The organism is Falsiroseomonas selenitidurans (assembly GCF_012103215.1).
Lineage (GTDB): Bacteria > Pseudomonadota > Alphaproteobacteria > Acetobacterales > Acetobacteraceae > Falsiroseomonas > Falsiroseomonas selenitidurans.
In genome coordinates this window covers 1-16435 of the sequence record NZ_JAAVNE010000057.1, presented here as the reverse complement: position 1 = coordinate 16435, position 16435 = coordinate 1, and the positions used below count along the sequence as shown (strand labels likewise).

At 74.0% G+C, this 16435-nt stretch carries 17 protein-coding genes and 2 pseudogenes; 3 read left to right on the top strand and 16 right to left on the bottom strand.

The window, feature by feature from the left end:
* The first annotated feature begins 52 nt into the window (after positions 1-52).
* Positions 53-415: a hypothetical protein gene (locus tag HEQ75_RS23690; RefSeq protein WP_168034598.1), complete on the top strand. Its 363-nt coding sequence runs from the start codon at positions 53-55 to the stop codon at positions 413-415.
* A gap of 75 nt (positions 416-490) precedes the next feature.
* On the opposite strand, the gene HEQ75_RS23685 is transcribed toward HEQ75_RS23690, so the two are convergent.
* The 11 genes and pseudogenes from HEQ75_RS23685 to HEQ75_RS23640 form a co-directional block, all read right to left on the bottom strand.
* Positions 491-1189, bottom strand: a complete 699-nt coding sequence (locus HEQ75_RS23685) for a LysR substrate-binding domain-containing protein (RefSeq protein ID WP_407925906.1) — start codon at positions 1187-1189, stop codon at positions 491-493.
* A 189-nt stretch (positions 1190-1378) separates the two neighbouring features.
* Positions 1379-1453: pseudogene (locus HEQ75_RS29205) on the bottom strand (hypothetical protein); the annotation flags it as partial.
* A 265-nt stretch (positions 1454-1718) separates the two neighbouring features.
* The gene (gene wrbA / locus HEQ75_RS23680) at positions 1719-2336 is read right to left on the bottom strand and encodes an NAD(P)H:quinone oxidoreductase (RefSeq protein WP_168034597.1); all 618 of its coding nucleotides are present in this window, start codon (positions 2334-2336) and stop codon (positions 1719-1721) included.
* Between the two features lie 119 nt (positions 2337-2455).
* The gene (locus tag HEQ75_RS23675; protein WP_168034596.1) at positions 2456-3355 is read right to left on the bottom strand and encodes an NAD-dependent epimerase/dehydratase family protein; all 900 of its coding nucleotides are present in this window, start codon (positions 3353-3355) and stop codon (positions 2456-2458) included.
* A gap of 55 nt (positions 3356-3410) precedes the next feature.
* Positions 3411-4265 (bottom strand): alpha/beta fold hydrolase, encoded by an 855-nt coding sequence (locus HEQ75_RS23670; RefSeq protein WP_168034595.1) that lies wholly within the window; start codon positions 4263-4265, stop codon positions 3411-3413.
* Complete coding sequence (locus HEQ75_RS23665; protein ID WP_168034594.1) at positions 4262-5119, bottom strand: cupin domain-containing protein; 858 nt, start codon at positions 5117-5119, stop codon at positions 4262-4264. Before HEQ75_RS23665 ends, HEQ75_RS23670 begins: the two co-directional genes overlap by 4 nt.
* Before the next feature lie 2 nt (positions 5120-5121).
* Entirely contained in the window at positions 5122-5739 is a 618-nt protein-coding gene (locus HEQ75_RS23660; RefSeq protein ID WP_168034593.1) for an isochorismatase family protein, read from the bottom strand.
* 53 nt (positions 5740-5792) lie between these two features.
* Positions 5793-6446 (bottom strand): hypothetical protein, encoded by a 654-nt coding sequence (locus HEQ75_RS23655; protein ID WP_168034592.1) that lies wholly within the window; start codon positions 6444-6446, stop codon positions 5793-5795.
* Complete coding sequence (locus tag HEQ75_RS29115; RefSeq protein WP_168034591.1) at positions 6443-7333, bottom strand: helix-turn-helix domain-containing protein; 891 nt, start codon at positions 7331-7333, stop codon at positions 6443-6445. The genes HEQ75_RS23655 and HEQ75_RS29115 overlap by 4 nt, the downstream gene beginning before the upstream one ends.
* Entirely contained in the window at positions 7330-8211 is an 882-nt protein-coding gene (locus tag HEQ75_RS29110) for an AraC family transcriptional regulator (protein ID WP_209318741.1), read from the bottom strand. Before HEQ75_RS29110 ends, HEQ75_RS29115 begins: the two co-directional genes overlap by 4 nt.
* Positions 8208-9164 carry an AraC family transcriptional regulator gene (locus HEQ75_RS23640; protein ID WP_168034590.1) on the bottom strand — a complete coding sequence of 319 codons (957 nt, stop codon included), beginning with the start codon at positions 9162-9164 and terminating at the stop codon, positions 8208-8210. Before HEQ75_RS23640 ends, HEQ75_RS29110 begins: the two co-directional genes overlap by 4 nt.
* 77 nt (positions 9165-9241) lie before the next feature.
* Between HEQ75_RS23640 and HEQ75_RS23635 the strand changes: the two genes are divergently transcribed.
* Positions 9242-10105 carry an isochorismatase family protein gene (locus HEQ75_RS23635; RefSeq protein WP_168034589.1) on the top strand — a complete coding sequence of 288 codons (864 nt, stop codon included), beginning with the start codon at positions 9242-9244 and terminating at the stop codon, positions 10103-10105.
* A gap of 123 nt (positions 10106-10228) precedes the next feature.
* Here the strand turns inward: HEQ75_RS23635 and HEQ75_RS23630 are convergent, their stop codons facing one another.
* The gene (locus HEQ75_RS23630; RefSeq protein ID WP_209318740.1) at positions 10229-10813 is read right to left on the bottom strand and encodes a carboxymuconolactone decarboxylase family protein; all 585 of its coding nucleotides are present in this window, start codon (positions 10811-10813) and stop codon (positions 10229-10231) included.
* A gap of 134 nt (positions 10814-10947) precedes the next feature.
* Here HEQ75_RS23630 and HEQ75_RS23625 point away from each other — a divergent pair.
* Positions 10948-11783, top strand: a protein-coding gene (locus HEQ75_RS23625; protein WP_235962080.1) for an IS5 family transposase whose coding sequence is annotated in 2 segments (ribosomal slippage) — positions 10948-11332 and positions 11332-11783 — 837 coding nt in all. Because the reading frame shifts where the segments join, the coding sequence is not laid out codon by codon here.
* A 370-nt stretch (positions 11784-12153) separates the two neighbouring features.
* Here the strand turns inward: HEQ75_RS23625 and HEQ75_RS23620 are convergent.
* From HEQ75_RS23620 to HEQ75_RS23605, 4 genes and pseudogenes are all read right to left on the bottom strand, one after another.
* Positions 12154-14319 (bottom strand): xanthine dehydrogenase family protein molybdopterin-binding subunit, encoded by a 2166-nt coding sequence (locus tag HEQ75_RS23620; protein ID WP_168034588.1) that lies wholly within the window; start codon positions 14317-14319, stop codon positions 12154-12156.
* Positions 14316-15308 carry an FAD binding domain-containing protein gene (locus HEQ75_RS23615; protein ID WP_168034587.1) on the bottom strand — a complete coding sequence of 331 codons (993 nt, stop codon included), beginning with the start codon at positions 15306-15308 and terminating at the stop codon, positions 14316-14318. The genes HEQ75_RS23620 and HEQ75_RS23615 overlap by 4 nt, the downstream gene beginning before the upstream one ends.
* Positions 15309-15311: 3 nt before the next feature.
* Positions 15312-15893, bottom strand: coding sequence for a (2Fe-2S)-binding protein (locus tag HEQ75_RS23610; RefSeq protein WP_209318743.1), 582 nt, complete (start codon positions 15891-15893; stop codon positions 15312-15314).
* A gap of 196 nt (positions 15894-16089) precedes the next feature.
* Positions 16090-16435 (bottom strand): annotated as a pseudogene (locus tag HEQ75_RS23605) (oxidoreductase); the annotation flags it as partial.

The following is a 16435-nucleotide window of genomic DNA, read 5'->3' as shown; positions in this document are numbered from 1 at the left end:
GTGCCGTCCCGACGCGCCAGATCCGGCGCGGGAACAGGAAAGGAATCGTGACATGATCGGTTCGCTTCGCGGCGCGCTTGGCGCCGCCCTCGTCGTTGGACTCGCCGGTGCCGCAATCTCCACCACTGCGCTTGCGCAGAGCTACCCGCGCGTGACCTGCAGCGGGATGAATTGCGACATTGACTATGGCCCGATGGGCTCAAGCAACGTGGTCGGCGGCGGCCGTGTGCTCGTCAGCTCGCCGAACGGCATGGACGTGAACATCATGCACCTCGATGCGATGTTCGCGCAGCGCCCGCGCGACGGCTTCATCCCGCTCACCGTCGGCTCCGGCGAGAACCAGGAGATCGTCTGGGTGCCCAGCACCATGCTGGAGATGGTCCGCCGCGCGCGCGAGGGGGCCGAGGCGCGCTGATCGCAGGCGCCGGCGCGGCGACGGGCTTCGCGCCGCGCCGGGCCGGCCGCCGTAACGCGACCGCGGCTGCGCGCGTCAGCCGCTCGGCGTCGTCTCCGCGGGCGGAGCCCCGGCACCCACGGCCGCGCCGTGGATGGCCAGGTCGGTGGAGAGCCGCTCGCGCAGCCGCCGCGCGGTGAGGTCCACGAAGGCGCGCACCTTCGGCGCGACCAGCCGCGCCTGCGGATAGACGACCTGCACCGGTACGGGCGGCCCCGTGACGTCGGGCAGCACGGGCACGAGGCGCCCCTCGTTGAGCGCCCTCGCCACCGCGTAGCACAACGCGACGGTGATGCCGTGGCCGGCCTCCGCTGCGGCGATCGCGGCCGCGGCGTCGTTCAGCTCGAACCGTGGCGCGAGCCGCACCGGCACGCTACGGCCGTCGCGGTGGAAGCGCCACTCGCGGTTCGGCATCAGCCCGGCGAAGGCCATCATGTCGTGCAGCCGCACATCGGCCGGATCGCGCGGCTTGCCGGGGCGCGCGAGGTAGTCGGGGCATGCCACCAGCAGCCGCTGCACGCGGGCGACCTGGCGTGCGACGAGGCTTGAATCCGGCAGGTCGCCGATCAGCATGGCGACGTCCACATCCTCCTCGATGAGATTTACTTGGCAGTCCGCGAGCACCAGCGAGAGCGACACGCGCGGACGCGCCGCCAGGAACTCCGTCGCCCCGGCCACGACGGCATGCCGCCCGAAGGTGACCGAGGCCCTGACGTTGAGATGGCCGGCCGGCATCGCCGTCTCGCCCGCGGCCTCCTTCTCCACGTCGTCGACGCGCTGCAGCACCTCGCGCGTGCCGTCCAGGAAGCGCAGGCCGCGTCGGTCAGGACAACGCTGCGCGTGGTGCGGTTGAACAGGCGGACGCCGAGCCGGTCCTCGAGCGCGGCGACCGCGCGTGTCACCACCGGGGGGCGACAGGTGAAGCTTCGCCGCCGCGCGCGCGAAGCCGCCGCCCTCCGCGACGGCCACAAAGACCTCGAGCGTCTGCAGCCGATCCACCCGCGCCTCCGTCCCTGCCACTCGACCTGCTCGGCGCGGCGGAGAGGCTGCGCGTCACGGCCCCGGCGGTGCGGCCCGTCGCACATCGCGCCGAGCCCTGGGCGCGCGGCCTTGTCCTGCACCCGGCGCCGGGCTGGCCGGGTGGCGCGCTGCGCCTCACGGCCGCGCCCTGGCTCGAGGATGCGTGCGGGAACCGTCAGGGTGCGGCGTTCGAGACGCCGCCGGGCGTTTAGGGGCGTGCCGGTGCAGTGCGCCTCCCTCGCCGTCAGCCGAACAGCGGGCCGCCGGCCTTCACGGCGGCGGCGACCTTCGCCACGTAGCGGCCCTGGAAGCGCGCGCCGTCCAGCTCCACCGCGGAAGGCATTCGGCTGCCGTTCGCGTCCGTGATCGTCGAGGCGCCGTAGGGGCTGTTCCCCATCACCTCGGACACGCCCATCTGTCCCTGGAAGGCGTAGGGCAGGCCGACCACGATCAAGCCGAGATGCATCAGGGTCGGCACGAAGGACAGGATTGTGCTCTCCTGCCCACCATGCTGCGTCGCCGACGCGGTGAAGACCGAGCCCACCTTGCCGTTCAGCGCCCCGCGCGCCCAGAGGCCGCCGGTCTGGTCCACGAAGTTGCGCAGCTGCGCGGTGACGCTGCCGTAGCGCGTGCCGCTGCCGAAGATGATGGCGTCGTAGGAAGGCAGCTCGTCCACCGTCGCGATCGGCGCGGCCTGGTCGAGCCTGTAGCCCGAAGCGCGCGCGACCGCCTCCGGCACCAGCTCGGGGACGCGCTTGACGTCGGCCGCGGCGCCTGCGCCGCGCGCGCCTTCCGCGACGGCATGGGCCATCGTCTCGATGTGGCCGTAGGCGGAATAGTAGAGAACGAGCAGGCGAGTCATTGGATGGCTTCCTTCGGGATGGGGTTGGCGTTGCGATGCCGGCAGCCGGACCACGGGCCGGCTGGCCGTTCGGGCGACCGGTTCACCGCTCTGGCGCCTCCGCCGTCGCGGACCGGGCGTTAATGCGCCGTGAGTTCGCGCACGAGGCGTTCGATCTCCTCCGGCAGGCCGTTCATCTCGGGCGTCCACCCGAGCAGGCCTTCCGCCTGCGCCGCGGAGAAGACCTGGTTCAGGCCGAGCACGGGCCCGAGCGGCCCCCAGCGCCCGGCGGCCGCCTCCCGGCCGATCGGGACCGGCGCGCCGAGCCCCGCGGCGGCGGCGACCAGCACGGCCAGGTCGCGCATCGCCACCGGCGGGCCGCCAGCGGGGAAGGCATGGCCGCCGACCGGCGCATGGCGCAGCGCCGCCACGATCAGCCGCGCCCAGTCCCGCACATGCACGGCGGACCAAAGGCCATCCCCCTCCGCCGGGTAGCCGGCGACTCCCGTCGCCAGCGCGGCGCGGGCGAGCGCGGCCGGGATCGCGGCGCCCGAGCCCTCCCCGAAGGCGACCGAGGCGTGGACGACCGCGGCGCGCAGCCCACGCGCCCGACCGGTCTCGAGCACGAGCGCATCGAGCGCCGCGCGGCCGGCCAGCGGCGGCGGCGGGGCGAAGGGCTCCGTGCCGTCGAAGACGCATGTCCCGGTGTCGCCGAAGACCAGGCTGCCGCCATGCGTCGCGAAGGCGGCGCCCGGCGGCTGCGCCTGCAGCATCGCCGCCACCGCTGCCCGGTTGATCGGCAGGAAGGCGGGGTCGTCGCTCGCCGCGCAATGCGCGACCGCATCGACCTCCGCCACCACGTCGCGCAGGCGGTCCGGATCCGCGAGCCGGACGCGGATCGGCCAGGCGCCGAGGCTGCGCGCGGCGGCGTCGTCGGCCGCGCCGCGCACCATGACGGCGAGCTCGTGGCCGTCGGCGACCAGCTCCTCCGCCACGCGGCGGCCGACATAGCCGGTCACGCCGGTCAGGAAGACGCGCATCGCCGCCTCCGCCTCGCCCGGGCCGCGACCGTCCCGGCGGCAGCGCGCCGCCGGCTCATCGATTCGGGCTCCCGCCGCGCTGCGTCAGGTCACGCAGCCGCTCCGCCACGAAGTCCGGCTGTTCCTCCGCGACCCAATGGCCGCAATCCGGCACGACGCCGCCGCTGGCCTCGGGGACGAGGAGGCGCAGCGCGGCCGCGACATATCCCTGCATCACGCCCGCCCCGCCCCAGCCCTGGGCCGGCAGGCTGAGGCCGCGCTCCGCCCAGCCGGCGATCTGCGCCGCCGAAGCGGGGATCGCGCGGTAATGCGCGAAGCCGCCGCGCAGTCCGCCCGGTGCGGCGAGGCCGCGCGCCCAGGCGCGGATCGCCTCCTCCGTCAGCGCGTCGCGGCGCCAGGCATGGTGCCGCATGAACTGCGCGAGGAACACATGCTCGCGACCGGTCATCAGCGCCGGTGCGAGGTCGGGCTCCTGGAAGAAGCGCAGGTGCCAGAAGGCGGCCAGCAGGTCGGGCGCGCCGGCGGGCGAGAGACCCCAGAGCGGCGCCTCGAACAGCGAGAGCGACAGGGCGCGCCCGGGGAAGCGCGCGCAGAAGGCGGCGGCGACTGGACCGCCGATGTCGTGCGCCGCGACATGCGCGGCGCCGATGCCGCAGGCATCGAGCACCGCGGCGAGGTCGCCGGCCTGCGTCGCCGCGTCGTAGCCGTCGTCGGGCCGGTCGGACAGGCCCATGCCGCGCAGGTCGGGGCACACCACGCGATGATCCTTGGCGAGCAGCCACGCGACGCCGTCCCATTCCGATCCGTCCTGCGGCCAGCCATGCACCAGCAGCAGCGGGATGCCGGCCGGCGGCCCGTGCAGCCGGACATGCAGGCGGACGGCACCGTTGCGGGCGAGCAGCGCCGTCATGGCGTGGCGCCGGGCGGCGGCAGGTAGGGATCCGCGATGTCGGGCCGCATCGCGACGCCGTAGCGGTCGGCGACCGCGAGGATGCGCGCGATCTCGGCGGGATCGGGCTTGCCGGTCGCGCCCTCGACCCCGGGCGGGCGGCCGGCCTCGACGAAGAACTGCTCGCCGCCGCCGGGCGAGAGCAGGCAGAGCATCGCCGCCGGCGCCTGCGTCAGGTTGTGGAAGCCGTGCGGAAGGCCGCGGGGCAGGAAGATCAGCGAGCCTGCGCCGGCATGGGTGCGCAGCCCGTCGGCATAGAGGCTGAGCGTGCCGTCCAACACGTAGAACGCCTCGTCCTCCATGTGGTGAACGTGCGGGATCGGCCCACCGCCCGGCGGGATCGCGAAGTGCAGCAGGCCGAGCCGCCTGCCGGTCTCCGCGGCGCGGCGCTTCACGATGTACAGGTCCCCCGCCAGCACCGTCGGCGTGCCGCCCGAAGCCGGCACCAGCGCCATCGCGCCGCCCGGCTCGACGGCCTGCGTCGGGAGCACCCCGGCCGTGCCGGGCACCGGCATCATCAGCAGCGTCGCGCCCGGCGCGCCGGCGCGCACCGAGAAGCTCGTCTCCGGGCCGAGGATGGCAAGATCGCCGGCTTCGAGTTCCGCCTCGCCCGCACCGGTCGCGACCGCCAGCCCACCGGCGGCGAGGTAGAGACCGACCTCGCCGCCCACACAGCGGCGGGGCGCGATCTCCTCCCCCGCCGCGAGAGTCACGCGCAGCAGCGCGGCGCGACCGGCGAGGTCGGCGGGCGCGATCGCCACCCAGGGTTCGGCGGCCGAGCCCGGCTGGCCGTGGCGGATCTGGATGCCCGCCATGGTCACGCCGCTTCCTGCGCAGGCGTCACCGCCGGCAGCACGTCGGTGAACAGCAGCCGGATCAGCTGGTCGCCATGCGCCGTTGACCAGTCCTGCGCGAGCTCGGCGATGAAGGTGTTGGTCGCGGTCAGCACCACGCCGCCATCCTGCATGCGCCGGCGCGACATCTCCTCCGACAGCTCGAAGGGGGAGCCGGAGGCGTCCATGATCGCCTGGACCCGGAACCCCTCGGCCACCGCGCTGATCGAGGGATAGACGAGGCAGACATCGGTGGTGACGCCGGCCATCGCCAGGTTCCGGCGGCCGGTCGCGAGCACTGCTTGGCGGAAGTTCGCATCCGTCCAGGCGTTGACGATGCCGGCGCGCTTCACGCGCGCATCGAAGGCCTCCGGCAGGATGTCGCGCAACTCGGGCATCAGCGGCCCCTGTAGCCGGTCCTCCTGGCTGCTGGTCAGCACCACGGGCAGGCCGAGGATCCGCGCCGCTTTCGCCAGCGCCAGCGTGTTCCGCCGCGCGACATCGAGCGGGATGTTCTTGATCAACTGCATCGTCCCGACCTGGTGGTCGATCAGCAGCAACGCGGTGTCGTCCGGGCGGAAGGGTGCGATGCTCGCGGTCATGCTGGCTCCTGTTGCGTCCGGGCCGGCGACGTCGCCGGCCTTCGGCGCTGGAACTACAGCAGGCGCGGCCGTGCGGCTTTCGGGCCAGGGCGGCACGTTGCGCCGTGTTGCGCCCGCGGCCCCGGCGGAGCCGCGGCGAGCATCTGCGCGACGGCCAGCGTCAGCGCGCTGCCGATCGCGATGCGCCAGCCGGGCTCCTGGTGGCGGATCTGGCGCACGATGTGGCGCAGCAGGAAGTCGAGCGTCGCGTCGCGCCGCAGCAGACCCGGCGGCAGCGATTCCGGCCGCGCCCGCATCCCGCCCTGCGCCGCGACCTCCTCGAGGAAGGGCAGCGCCAGGTGCAGGTGCAGCACGCGTTCCTGCCCCGTGCTGCTGTACCAGCGCGAGGCGGTGCCGGGCGGCACCAGCAGCGCGTCGCCGCGGCGCAGCCCGACACGCAGCGGGCGGGCCGCGCCGGTGCCCGAGAGATGGCCCTCGTTGCGCCCGGCCGCGAGCGCCAGCAGCAGGACAGCGCCCTTCTGTTCCGGCACATCAACCTCGACGGCGCGGAAGCCCTGCGGCGCCACGTCCGGCTCCTGGAGCAGCACGCCCCAGCCGGCGCTGCCCTGCAGCACGCCGCGCACCGGTGGCAGGCTGGTCCAGGCGGCGGCATCGTAGTCGCTGAGCCCGGTCGCCTGGTGCAGCCGCGGTGAGCCCGCCCCGCTCACGCGCCGCCCCGCCCGGCGATGAGGCGCGGATGTCGCCGCAGCGCCCGGTGCAGATGCGCGGCGCTGCGGAACCCGGCGAGAAGGGCGACGTCGGCCGGCGGCAGCGGCGTCGTCGCAAGCAGCGCTTCCGCACGCGCCCGCCGTAGCCGGGCGAGGTGGGCGTGCGGCGCTTCCCCGGTCGCGGCGCGGAATGCGGCGACGAAGGCGCGGGCCGGCATGTCAGGGATGGCTGCCATCTCGGCGAGCCCGACATCGCGGTGCAGGCTGGTGCGCAGGAATTCCTGCACACGCCTGAGCGCCGCCGCGTCGAGCGTGGCGCCGGGGCGCGCGCGCGGCTGCGGCAGCAACGCGCAGCCCAGCATCAGCACCCAGTGGTCGAGCGCGGACCGCGGCGGATCGCCTTCCTCCCGCCAGGTGTCGAGCAGGCCGTCGAAAAGCGGCGCAAGATGCCGCTCCGGCAGACCGAGCCGCGGGGCGAGACGCGCGGCGTCCTCCGCAAGGCCGCTCTCGACCGCGAGCCGCGCGAGCCAGGCAGGGGGCAGGTGCAGGTGGAGTGCCAGGCTCGGCACCATGTTCCGCCCGATCCAGCGCGACCGCGCGCCCGCGGGGGTGATGTAGCCGTTGCGCCGGACATCCGGCCGGGCGGGGTCGTGGCGGTCGGCGATGCGCACATCGGCCGGGGCGCGGGCACCGCGGCGCCAGACCAGCAGGTGGTCGGCGCTGGGCGGGAACTCCGCCTCCCAGGATTTCGCGAGCGGCGAGACCGGCCGGATTAGAACGAGCCGTGCCCCCGATGCCAGCACCGCCCCCTCCGCCTTCGGCGGCGGGTTCACCCAGCGCAGCGCGTCGAAGGCCGCGACGCCGGTGGGCGGAGCCTGCGACTTCACGACAGGCGCTCCTGTCGCCAACGGCCGGGGGTGGTGCCGGTGACGTTGCGGAAGGCGGTGGTGAAATGCGCCTGGTGGGCGAAGCCGCAGGCCAGCGCGACCTCGGCGAGCGTCATCCCGCCCGCTTCCATCAGCGACTTGGCGCGCTCGCAGCGCAGCCGCCGCAGATGCGCATGCGGCGTCTGCCCGGTCGCGGCGCGGAAGGCGCGGGCGAAGTGGAAGCGCGACAGGCCCGCGGCCTCGGCGAGGTCGGAGAGCGAGACATCCTCGGCCAGCCGCGCCTCCGCCAGCGCGAGCGAGCGCGCCAGCCGCCAGGGCGCGATGGACAGCCGCTGCGGGACGTCCGGCAGCCGCAGCAGCCGTAGCGCGGCGAGCACGGCCCAGTGTTCGGCATAGACCGCGCTCGTCGCCTCGCCGGCGCAAGCCAGCGCCCGCACCAGCCCGTCGAGCGCGGGATCGTCGAGCCCGGCGCACAGCGGCAGGTCGGCGGCGGAGGGGCGCATCCCGCTTTCCTCCGCCACGGCGCGCAGCCAGCCGGGCGAGAAGTGGAAGTGCAGGCATTCGTGCTGCCGGGCGGCAGGGCCGCGCCATAGGCTGTCGAGCCCGGCGGGCAGCAGGTAGGCGTTGCGCAGCCGGTGCCCGGCCGCGGCGTCCGGCCTTCCGTCCAGCCTCGACTCGTAGCGTCCTGGGGCCTGGCCGAGCACCCAGACCAGGACATGCCATTCCAGCGCCGGGACACGCACCTCGAAGTTCGGGAAGGAGCCGTCGAAGGTCTGGCGCAGAACGCCGACTTCCGCGAGGCCCAGCACGTCGCGGACCATCGGCGCCTGGCGCCAGTCGGCTCGGTCGAAATTCGGCACGCCGGTCGCCGCGGTCACGACAGGCGCTCCTCGCGCCAGCGGCCCGGCGTGGTGCCGGTGACGCGGCGGAAGGCGGTGGTGAAATGGGCCTGGTGGGCGAAGCCGCAGGCCAGCGCGATCTCCGACAGGGCCGTGCCGCCTTCCAGCATCAGGCGCTTCGCACGCTCGACGCGCCGCAGCGTGACGTGGGCATGCGGCGCAACGCCCGCCTCGGCGCGGAAGGCGCGGGCGAAGTGGAAGCGTGAGAGGCGCGCGACGGCGGCGAGGTCGGCGAGGGTGATCTCCTCGGCCAGGTGCTCCTCGATATAGGCGAGAACGGCGCGCAGCCGGGCGGGAGCGATGCGGTGCCGGGTCGGCGCGGTGCGCGCGTGCAGCAGCCGCAGCAACTCGACGCCCACCAGAATCGCGGCGTGCTCGCGCAACAGCGCAGCACCCGCCGCGCCGTCCTGCAGCGTCGCAGCGATGCGGCGGAACAGCGCCGTCATGTGCGGGTCCTGCGCCTCGGTCAGCAACTGCAAGGAGGGCTCCGCCAGCCCCGCCTCCGCCGCGATGCCGGACAGCCAGGCCGGGCCAAGGTGCAGGTGCAGCAGCCGCTCCGCGCCCTGGGTCGCGACGAAATGCGCGTCCACCCCGGCCGGGAACACCATCAGCCCGTCCGGCCGCGGCGACCAGGCGACGCGGCGGCCGGCGAGGCGGGTGTCCCACTGCGCCTGGCGCAGCTTCAGGCCGAAGATCAGCACGTGGTGACCGATCGGCGGAACCTCCACCTCGTAGCGGCCCTGCGGCAGGTGCAGGTTGTCCTGGATCAACGCGCCGAAGCGCGTCTCCTGCGGGATCAGCACCTCGAAACGCGGTTCGGCGGTGAAGCGCGCGCGATCCATGTCCGGCAGCCCGGTTCGGGGCCGGAGCACCATGCGGCTCGGGGCCGCCTCGGCCGGAGCGGAGGCGCCCTGGATGGAATGCCGGGCCATGCCAATCTCCTCGATGCAAACCGCCGGCCGGGTGTAATCCTGGTCCCGCCGGCGTCGCGCCTTTCCGCTCGCGCACCATGAGGGAAGCCCTGCCATCCTGTCACCCTCGGCGTGTCATTCCGCAGCAATTCCGCGCAATGCGCCTCGCCGGCAGCAGGGCGCGGGCTCCGGGCACCGCCACGGCGGCAAGCGCCGGCAAGCGCCGGCAAGCGCCGCACGCGGCCGGGAGACGCGCCGGCGCGCTGCGTGCTGAAGCGGCGGCGCGCGCCATCCCGGCGCGCGTTCGCAAGAAGGACCTCGCGATGACCACCGATACCCGGCTGGACCCCTTCCGTTCCCGCCTGTCGGTCGAGAATGCGGCAATGCTGCTGATCGACCACCAGGAGGGCTTTTTTCCCGGCATCAAGTCCATTGACACGGCCGAACTACGCAACAACATCGTCGCCACCGCGAAGCTCGCGGCACGCACGGGCATGCCGACCGTGCTGACCTCCTCCTTCGCGCAGGGGATCAATGGCGGGCTGATGCCCGAGATGACCGACCTCTTCCCAGGCATGCCCGTGATCAACCGCCATCTGGTGAATTGCTGGGACGACCCGGACTACGTCGCCGCGGTGAAGGCGACGGGGCGGAAGAAGCTGATCATGTCGGCGCTCACCACGGATGTGTGCCTGGTCTTCCCCGCCGTGCAGGCGGCGAAGGAAGGCTTCGAGGTGTATTGCGTGCTCGACGCCTCCGGCGCCTGGAGCAAGCGCGCGGAGGACGCCTGCATCCTGCGCATGAACAACGCCGGGTGCGTCATGACGACCTGGGTCTCGGTGGCGGCGGAGCTGCTGCACGACCACCTTGGGCCGCACAAGCAGCCTATCCAGTCCGTCTTCAACGAGCACCTGTTCGGCTACGAGGCCGGCGACGCGTCCGGCATGCAGCGCGCCGAGTGACGCCGGCGGCCCCTCGTGCGGCGTCGCGCGAGGGGCTAGCCCGGCACCGGGGTCGCGCCCATGGCCCGTTGCCAAGTGACACAAAGGCCTCAGGCGCGCAGGCGTAGCACCCGCTCCACCGCGTCAGGCCGCGCGCTGCGCGGCGATGACGGGGAAGTCCACGTCGGTCGCGAAGACCTCGTTGACGTAGTTGGTGAGCACGTTGAGCACGACGTGCAGCACGATCTCGACCAGCTGCGCGTCGCTGTAGCCGGCCATCCGGACAGCACGCAGGTCGTCGTTGGCAACCGCGCCGCGCGTCACGGCGACCTTCTGCGCGAAGCGCACGGCCGCCTCGGCCTTCGGATCGTTGGAGCGCCCCGCGCGATTGGCCGCGATCTCGGCCTCGTCGAGCTTCAGCATGTTCTTGCCGATGTAGCTGTGCGCGCTGTTGCAGTAGGTGCAGCCGTTGACGTTGGCGACGGCGAGCGCGATGCGCTCCCGCGTCGCTGCCGGGACCGTGACATCCACGTTCGCCGTCGCGCCGGGGCCGAGGGCCGGCAGGTCCCAGCTGGTCTCCAGCGCCAGCGTCCGCGTCCCCGCCGGCTGCGGGGGGCAGCCGTAGAGGATCGCCGGCGCGTCCTCCGGCAGGCCGTAGATGGTGGTGAAGGCGAGGTGGATGTCCTCGCGGCGCTCGTAGCGGACGGCGAGGCGGCGTAAGCGGGTCATCCACCCGCGCATCGTAAAGCGAGCCACCCGGCTCAAGGCGGACATACGGTCTTAGTGTCTGTCCGCGAACATCTTGAATCAGTTGAGTTATCTATGATTCGCTCGGGCTGGAGCGATTCGCGGGGGCGTGGCGGATGTGGACGACGGAGAACAGGCCTCGGTACGACCGGAGTAGGCTGCGCTACCCGAGTGATCTGACGGATGCAGAGTGGGCGCTGATCGCCGTGCTGATCCCGCCGGCGAAGCGCGGTGGCAATGCGCGGACGCTGAACCTGCGCGAGGTGGTCAACGGCCTGCTCTACGTGCTCGGCACCGGCTGCCAGTGGCGTGCGATCCCGAAGGACCTGCCGCCGCGCAGCACGCTGCATGGCTATTTCATGCGCTGGGAGTGGGATGGGACGCTCGGGCGGATCCACCACGCGCTCTATGTGCTGTGCCGCGAGCAAGCCGGGCGCGAGGTCAGCCCGACGGCGGCGATCATCGACAGCCAGAGCGTGAAGGGCGCGGAAAAGGGGGGCCTTCGATCGATCCGCACGGCTACGATGGCGGCAAGAGTATCAAGGGCAAGAAGCGCCACGTCCTTGTCGACACGCTCGGTCTGATGCTGCACGCGGTGGTGCATAGCGCTGGTCTGCAAGACCGTGACGGCGGCGTGTTGGTCATGGCGACGCTGTTCGGGATGTTCCCGTTCCTGCGCAAGCTCTACGCCGATGCCGGCTACCAGGGATCGAAGTTCCAAGCCGCACTGAAGCGCGTGCTGCGCCAGGTACAGATCCAGATCGTCCGTCGCTCCGACACAGCGCAGGGCTTCGAGGTGCTGCCCCGGCGATGGGTCGTCGAACGCACCATCGCATGGCTCAACCGATGCCGCCGCCTCGCCAAGGACTGGGAAAACCTTAGCCGCACCGCGCTCGCCATTCTCCGCCTCGCTTCCATTCGCCTCATGATGCGAAGGCTCTGCCAGCCTTGAGAATGTTTGCGGACCGACTCTTACGGTTCTGCCGTTCTGGGGCAGGGCGATCGCCCGGCCTGCGCCGGCAACGTCCCCGTCCGGGAACACCGCCAGATCGCCGCGCGGCGTGAGGGACACCTCCCCGCGCCGCTCGCCGGGGATCACCCGGATCGCGTCGACCAGGGACCGCAGCGCCTCCGCCGCAGGCCCGGCCGTCGCGGGATCAGCCAGCGCCCCCTCCAGAACCTCGACCCGGCCGACGCATCCGACGGATGCCTCCCCGGTCGGTTGTTGCAGGCCGCGCATGGCGCCGGGCATCGCCGCGGGCAGTCGGATCGCCACGCCCGCGGGAGCGCGGTCCGCACCGGCCGCGGGGCTCCCCCGCCGGTCAGCCTGCGCCGGCGCCGAGCAGGCCCTCGGGCAGGATCGGCAGGTCGCGGATGCGCCTGCCCGTCGCGTGGAACACGGCGTTGGCTACCGCCGCCGCGACGCCGACCGCGCCGATCTCGCCGATGCCCTTGGCGCCGAGCGGGCCTGCATGCGGGTCCACCTCGTCCACGAAATGGATGCGGATGTCGGCGGGGATGTCGGCATTCACCGGGATCGCGACGCCCGACAGGTTCTTTGAGAGGAACCGCCCGAGCGCCGGGTCCACCACCGACGCCTCCATCGCCGCCATCCCCCAGCCCCAGGTGATGCCGCCGATCATCTGGCTGCGCGCCGTGCGCGGGTTGACGATGCGCCCGACCGAGTAGCTGCCGACCGCGCGCCGCAGCCGCATCAGGCCGAGCTCGGGGTCCACCGCGACCTCGACGAAGACCGCGCCGAAGGTGCGCATCGCATGGCTGCCGGCATGGCCCGCCGCGTCGAAGGGCCGGCCGAACTCGTAGCGGCCCTCGGCCGACAGATCCGCAAGGCCGGCGCGGCGCAGCAGCGCCTCCGGCGCCTCGGCCGGGGCGCCCAGCGAAGCCGGCTGCAGCGCCGCGATCCCGTCGAGCCGCGCGCGCAGCTTCCGCGCCGCGTCCTGCACCGCCGCCCCGACGCAGGCGGTGGAGGAGGAGCCGAAGGTGCCGCCCGTCTCCGGCAGGTCGGTGTCGCCGTGGCGCAGCGTGACGCGCTCGATCGGGATGCCGAGCTCGCCGGCGGCGATCTGCGGGAAGATGGTCAGCGTGCCGGTGCCGATGTCCTGCGTGCCGGCCTCCAGCACCACCTGCCCGTCGGCGCGCAGCGTGATCCGCGCGCTCGCCGGGAAGCGGAACACCGTCATGATGCAGGACGCCATGCCGGTGCCGAGGATCCAGTGCCCGTCGCGCGCCGCCTGGCGCGGCCGCTCGCGCCAGCCGAACAGCGCCGCGCCTTCCCCATAGGCCTCGCGCAGCTTCTTCGACGACCAGGGCCGGCCGTCGGAGGGATCGGCGTCGGCGTGGTTCGCCAGCCGCAGGTCGAGCGGGTCCATCCCCAGCGCATGGGCCATCTCGTCCATCGCGCTCTCCAGCGCGAACATCCCCGGGCCCTCATGCGGCGCGCGCATGGCCATCGGGATGTTGAGGCTGGTGCGCGCCATCCGCGCCGAGAGCTGCAGCGCCGGCGTCGCATACATCCCGGCGCTGCCGGCATGCGCGAACTCGATGTAGTCGTCGGTCAGCGAGGTGTTGGAGACGCTGGCATGCCGCACCGCCGTCAGCCGCCCGGCGGCGTCGGCGCCGAGCGTCACCTCCTGCGCCACCTCCGGCTGGTAGCCGGTCATCGTGTACATCTGCGCCCGCGTGTAGGCGAGCCGCACGGGCCGGCCGGTCACCTGCGCCGCGACGGCCGCCAGCAGCTGGTGCGGCCAGGTGTAGCCCTTGGCGCCGAAGCCGCCGCCGGTGTGCGCGGCCAGCACGCGGATGCGCTCCGGCGCCAGGCCGAGCGCGCCGGCCAGGCCGTAGCGCACGCCATAGGTCCATTGCGCCGCCGTGTGCAGCGTGAGCCGCCCGTCCTCCCACACCGCGAGCGTCGCGGAGTTCTCCATCGGGTTGTGGTGCCGCGGCGGCTGGTGGTAGCGCGCGGCCACGCGATGCGCGGCGGCGGCGAGGCCGGCCGGCACGTCGCCGCGCGCCAGGTCCGGCTCCTCGAAGACGTAGAAGCTCTCGCGGGACGGGACCTCGGCCCGCTCGCCGCTGAACAGCAGCGGCGCGTCGGCCGCGTAGCGCGCGGCGACGCGGGCGGCGCCGGCCTCGGCGGCTTCCGGCGTCGCCGCCAGCACGATCGCGACGGGCTGGCCCTCGAAGCGGATGACGTCGTCCTGCATGGGCTGCACCGCGGTCGCCATCGGCGGCGTCGTCACCGCGGCGAAGCGCGGCATGTCGGCCGCCGTCAGCACGCGCGCCACGCCCGGCACGGCGAGCGCCGGCGCGGGATCGAGCGCGACCAGCCGACCGCGCGCGATCGGCGCGGTGACCAGCGCGGCGTGCAGCAGACCGGGCAGCTTCACGTCGGCGGCGAAGCGCGCCGCGCCCGTCACCTTGATCCGCCCGTCGCGGCGCGGCATGGGGGAGCCGAGACCCTCGTTCATGGCGCGTGTCCTTCCGCGATCATGCCGATGACCCTGAGCGCGGCGTTCCGCGCCAGCGGGACCTTGTAGCCGTTGTGGGAGAGCGGCCGCGCCTCGGCGAAGGCGGGCTCCAGCGCCGCGCGCAGCGCCGCCGTGTCGTCGAGCGAGAGGCCGGCCAGCGCCGCCTCCGCCGCCGGCAGCCGCCAGGGCTTCATCGCGACCGAGCCGAGCGCGAGCCGCGCGCGGCGGATGGTGCGCCCGTCCAGCACCAGCGCGCCGGCGGCCGAGACCAGGGCGTATTCGTAGCTTTCGCGCTCGCGGATCTTGAGGTAGGCGGAGCGCGGCGCGGGGCCGGGCAGCTCGATCGCTACGATGATCTCGCCCGCCCGCAGCGCGGTGTCGGCGGCGGCGCCCGCGGCATCCGGCAGCAGGTGCAGGTCGCCGAGCGGGATGCGGCGCGCCCCCGCCGGCCCCGCCACCACCACCACCGCATCCAGCGCGGCGAGCGCCACGGCGGGGTCGGAGGGCTGCGTCGCGACGCAGGCCTCGGTCCAGCCGAAGATGGCGTGGCGCTCGTTCAGCCCGTGCAGCGCGGCGCAGCCCGAGCCGGGCGCGCGGCGGTTGCAGGGCAGGCTCTCCTCGGCGCGGAAATAGGCGCAGCGCGTCTTCTGCAGCAGGTTGCCGCCGATGGTCGCCAGGTTGCGCAGCTGCGCCGAGGCCGCCTTGTGGATCGCCTGGCGCAGCACCGGGTAGCCGGCGCGCACGGCGGGATGCGCGGCGACGTCGTTCAGCCGCGCCAGCGCGCCGAGGGAGAGCCCGCCATCGGGCAGCGGCGCGATCGCGTCGAGGCCGGGCAGGCGCGAGATGTCGGCGAGGCGCGCGGGGGCGGCGATGCCGAGCCGCATCCAGTTCAGCAGTTCCGTGCCGCCGGCCAGCGGCATGGCGCCCGCGGCGGCGAGCCGCGTCGCCTCCTCGAGGCTCGCGGGGCGCGCCAGGGTGAAGGGCTGCATCGCTCAGGCCTCCCCGCGCGCCATGCGCGCCGCGGCGTCCTGCACCGCCGCGGTGATCTGCGGATAGGCGGCGCAGCGGCAGAGGTTGCCGCTCATCCATTCGCGGATCTCGGCCTCGCTGCCGGCGTGGCCCTCGGTGATGCAGGCGACGGCCGAGACCACCTGGCCGGGCGTGCAGTAGCCGCACTGGAAGGCATCGTGGTCGATGAAGGCCTGCTGCACCGGGTGCAGCGTGCCGTCCGCGCGCGCCAGCCCCTCCACCGTGGTGACAGACCGGCCGTCCAGCGTCGCGGCGAGGACGAGGCAGGCATTCACCCGCCGGCCGTCGAGCAGCACGGTGCAGGCGCCGCAGGCGCCCTCGTTGCAGCCCTTCTTCGCGCCGGTCAGGTCCAGCCGCTCGCGCAGCCAGTCGAGCAGCGTCGTCCGCGGGTCAAGCCCCGCCAGGTCGTGCACGGCGCCGTTCACGCGCAGCGTCGGCGCGGCTGCCGGTGCCGCGGCCGGCTGCGCCGCCACCGGCAGGGCCGGCGCCAGCGCGGCAAGTGAGGCGGCGCGCACCAGGTCGCGGCGCAGCGGTGCCGGGTCCATGGGTGTCATCGCGCATCTCCCGTGAGGGCGGAGGTCGTGCGGATCGTCACGTCGGATCTCCCTGGCTTCGGTGCCGGCGGCGCGACGGCAGGCCGCGCCGCCTGCACGCTCCTATGCCCGACGGGGCGGCGCCGCCGCTCGGCCCGGCCTTGCGCGGATCGGGCGATCTTGCTGCGTCCCGCCGACCGGCCGCCGCTCAGCGCGGGGCCCCGAGGCGCAGCACGGCGCGACCCTGCATGCGGCCGTCGAGCAGGGCGCGCGCCGCGTCCGGCGCCGCGTCCAGCGCGACCCTTTGGATCACGGCGTCGAGACCGGCGGGCCCGCGTTCGGCCCAGCGCGCCCAGCCGGCGGCCCGGCGGGACTGCACCGCCTCGCGCATGTCGAGCCCGACCAGGGTGACGCCGCGCCGGATGAAGGGCGCGAGCCCGGTGTGCAGCGCCCGGCCGCGCACATCGCCGAGCGCGACCACGGTGCCGCCGCGCTGCGTGCCGCCGCTCAGCCGCGCCAGCGTCGCGCCGCCGAGCACGTCCACCGCCGCCGCC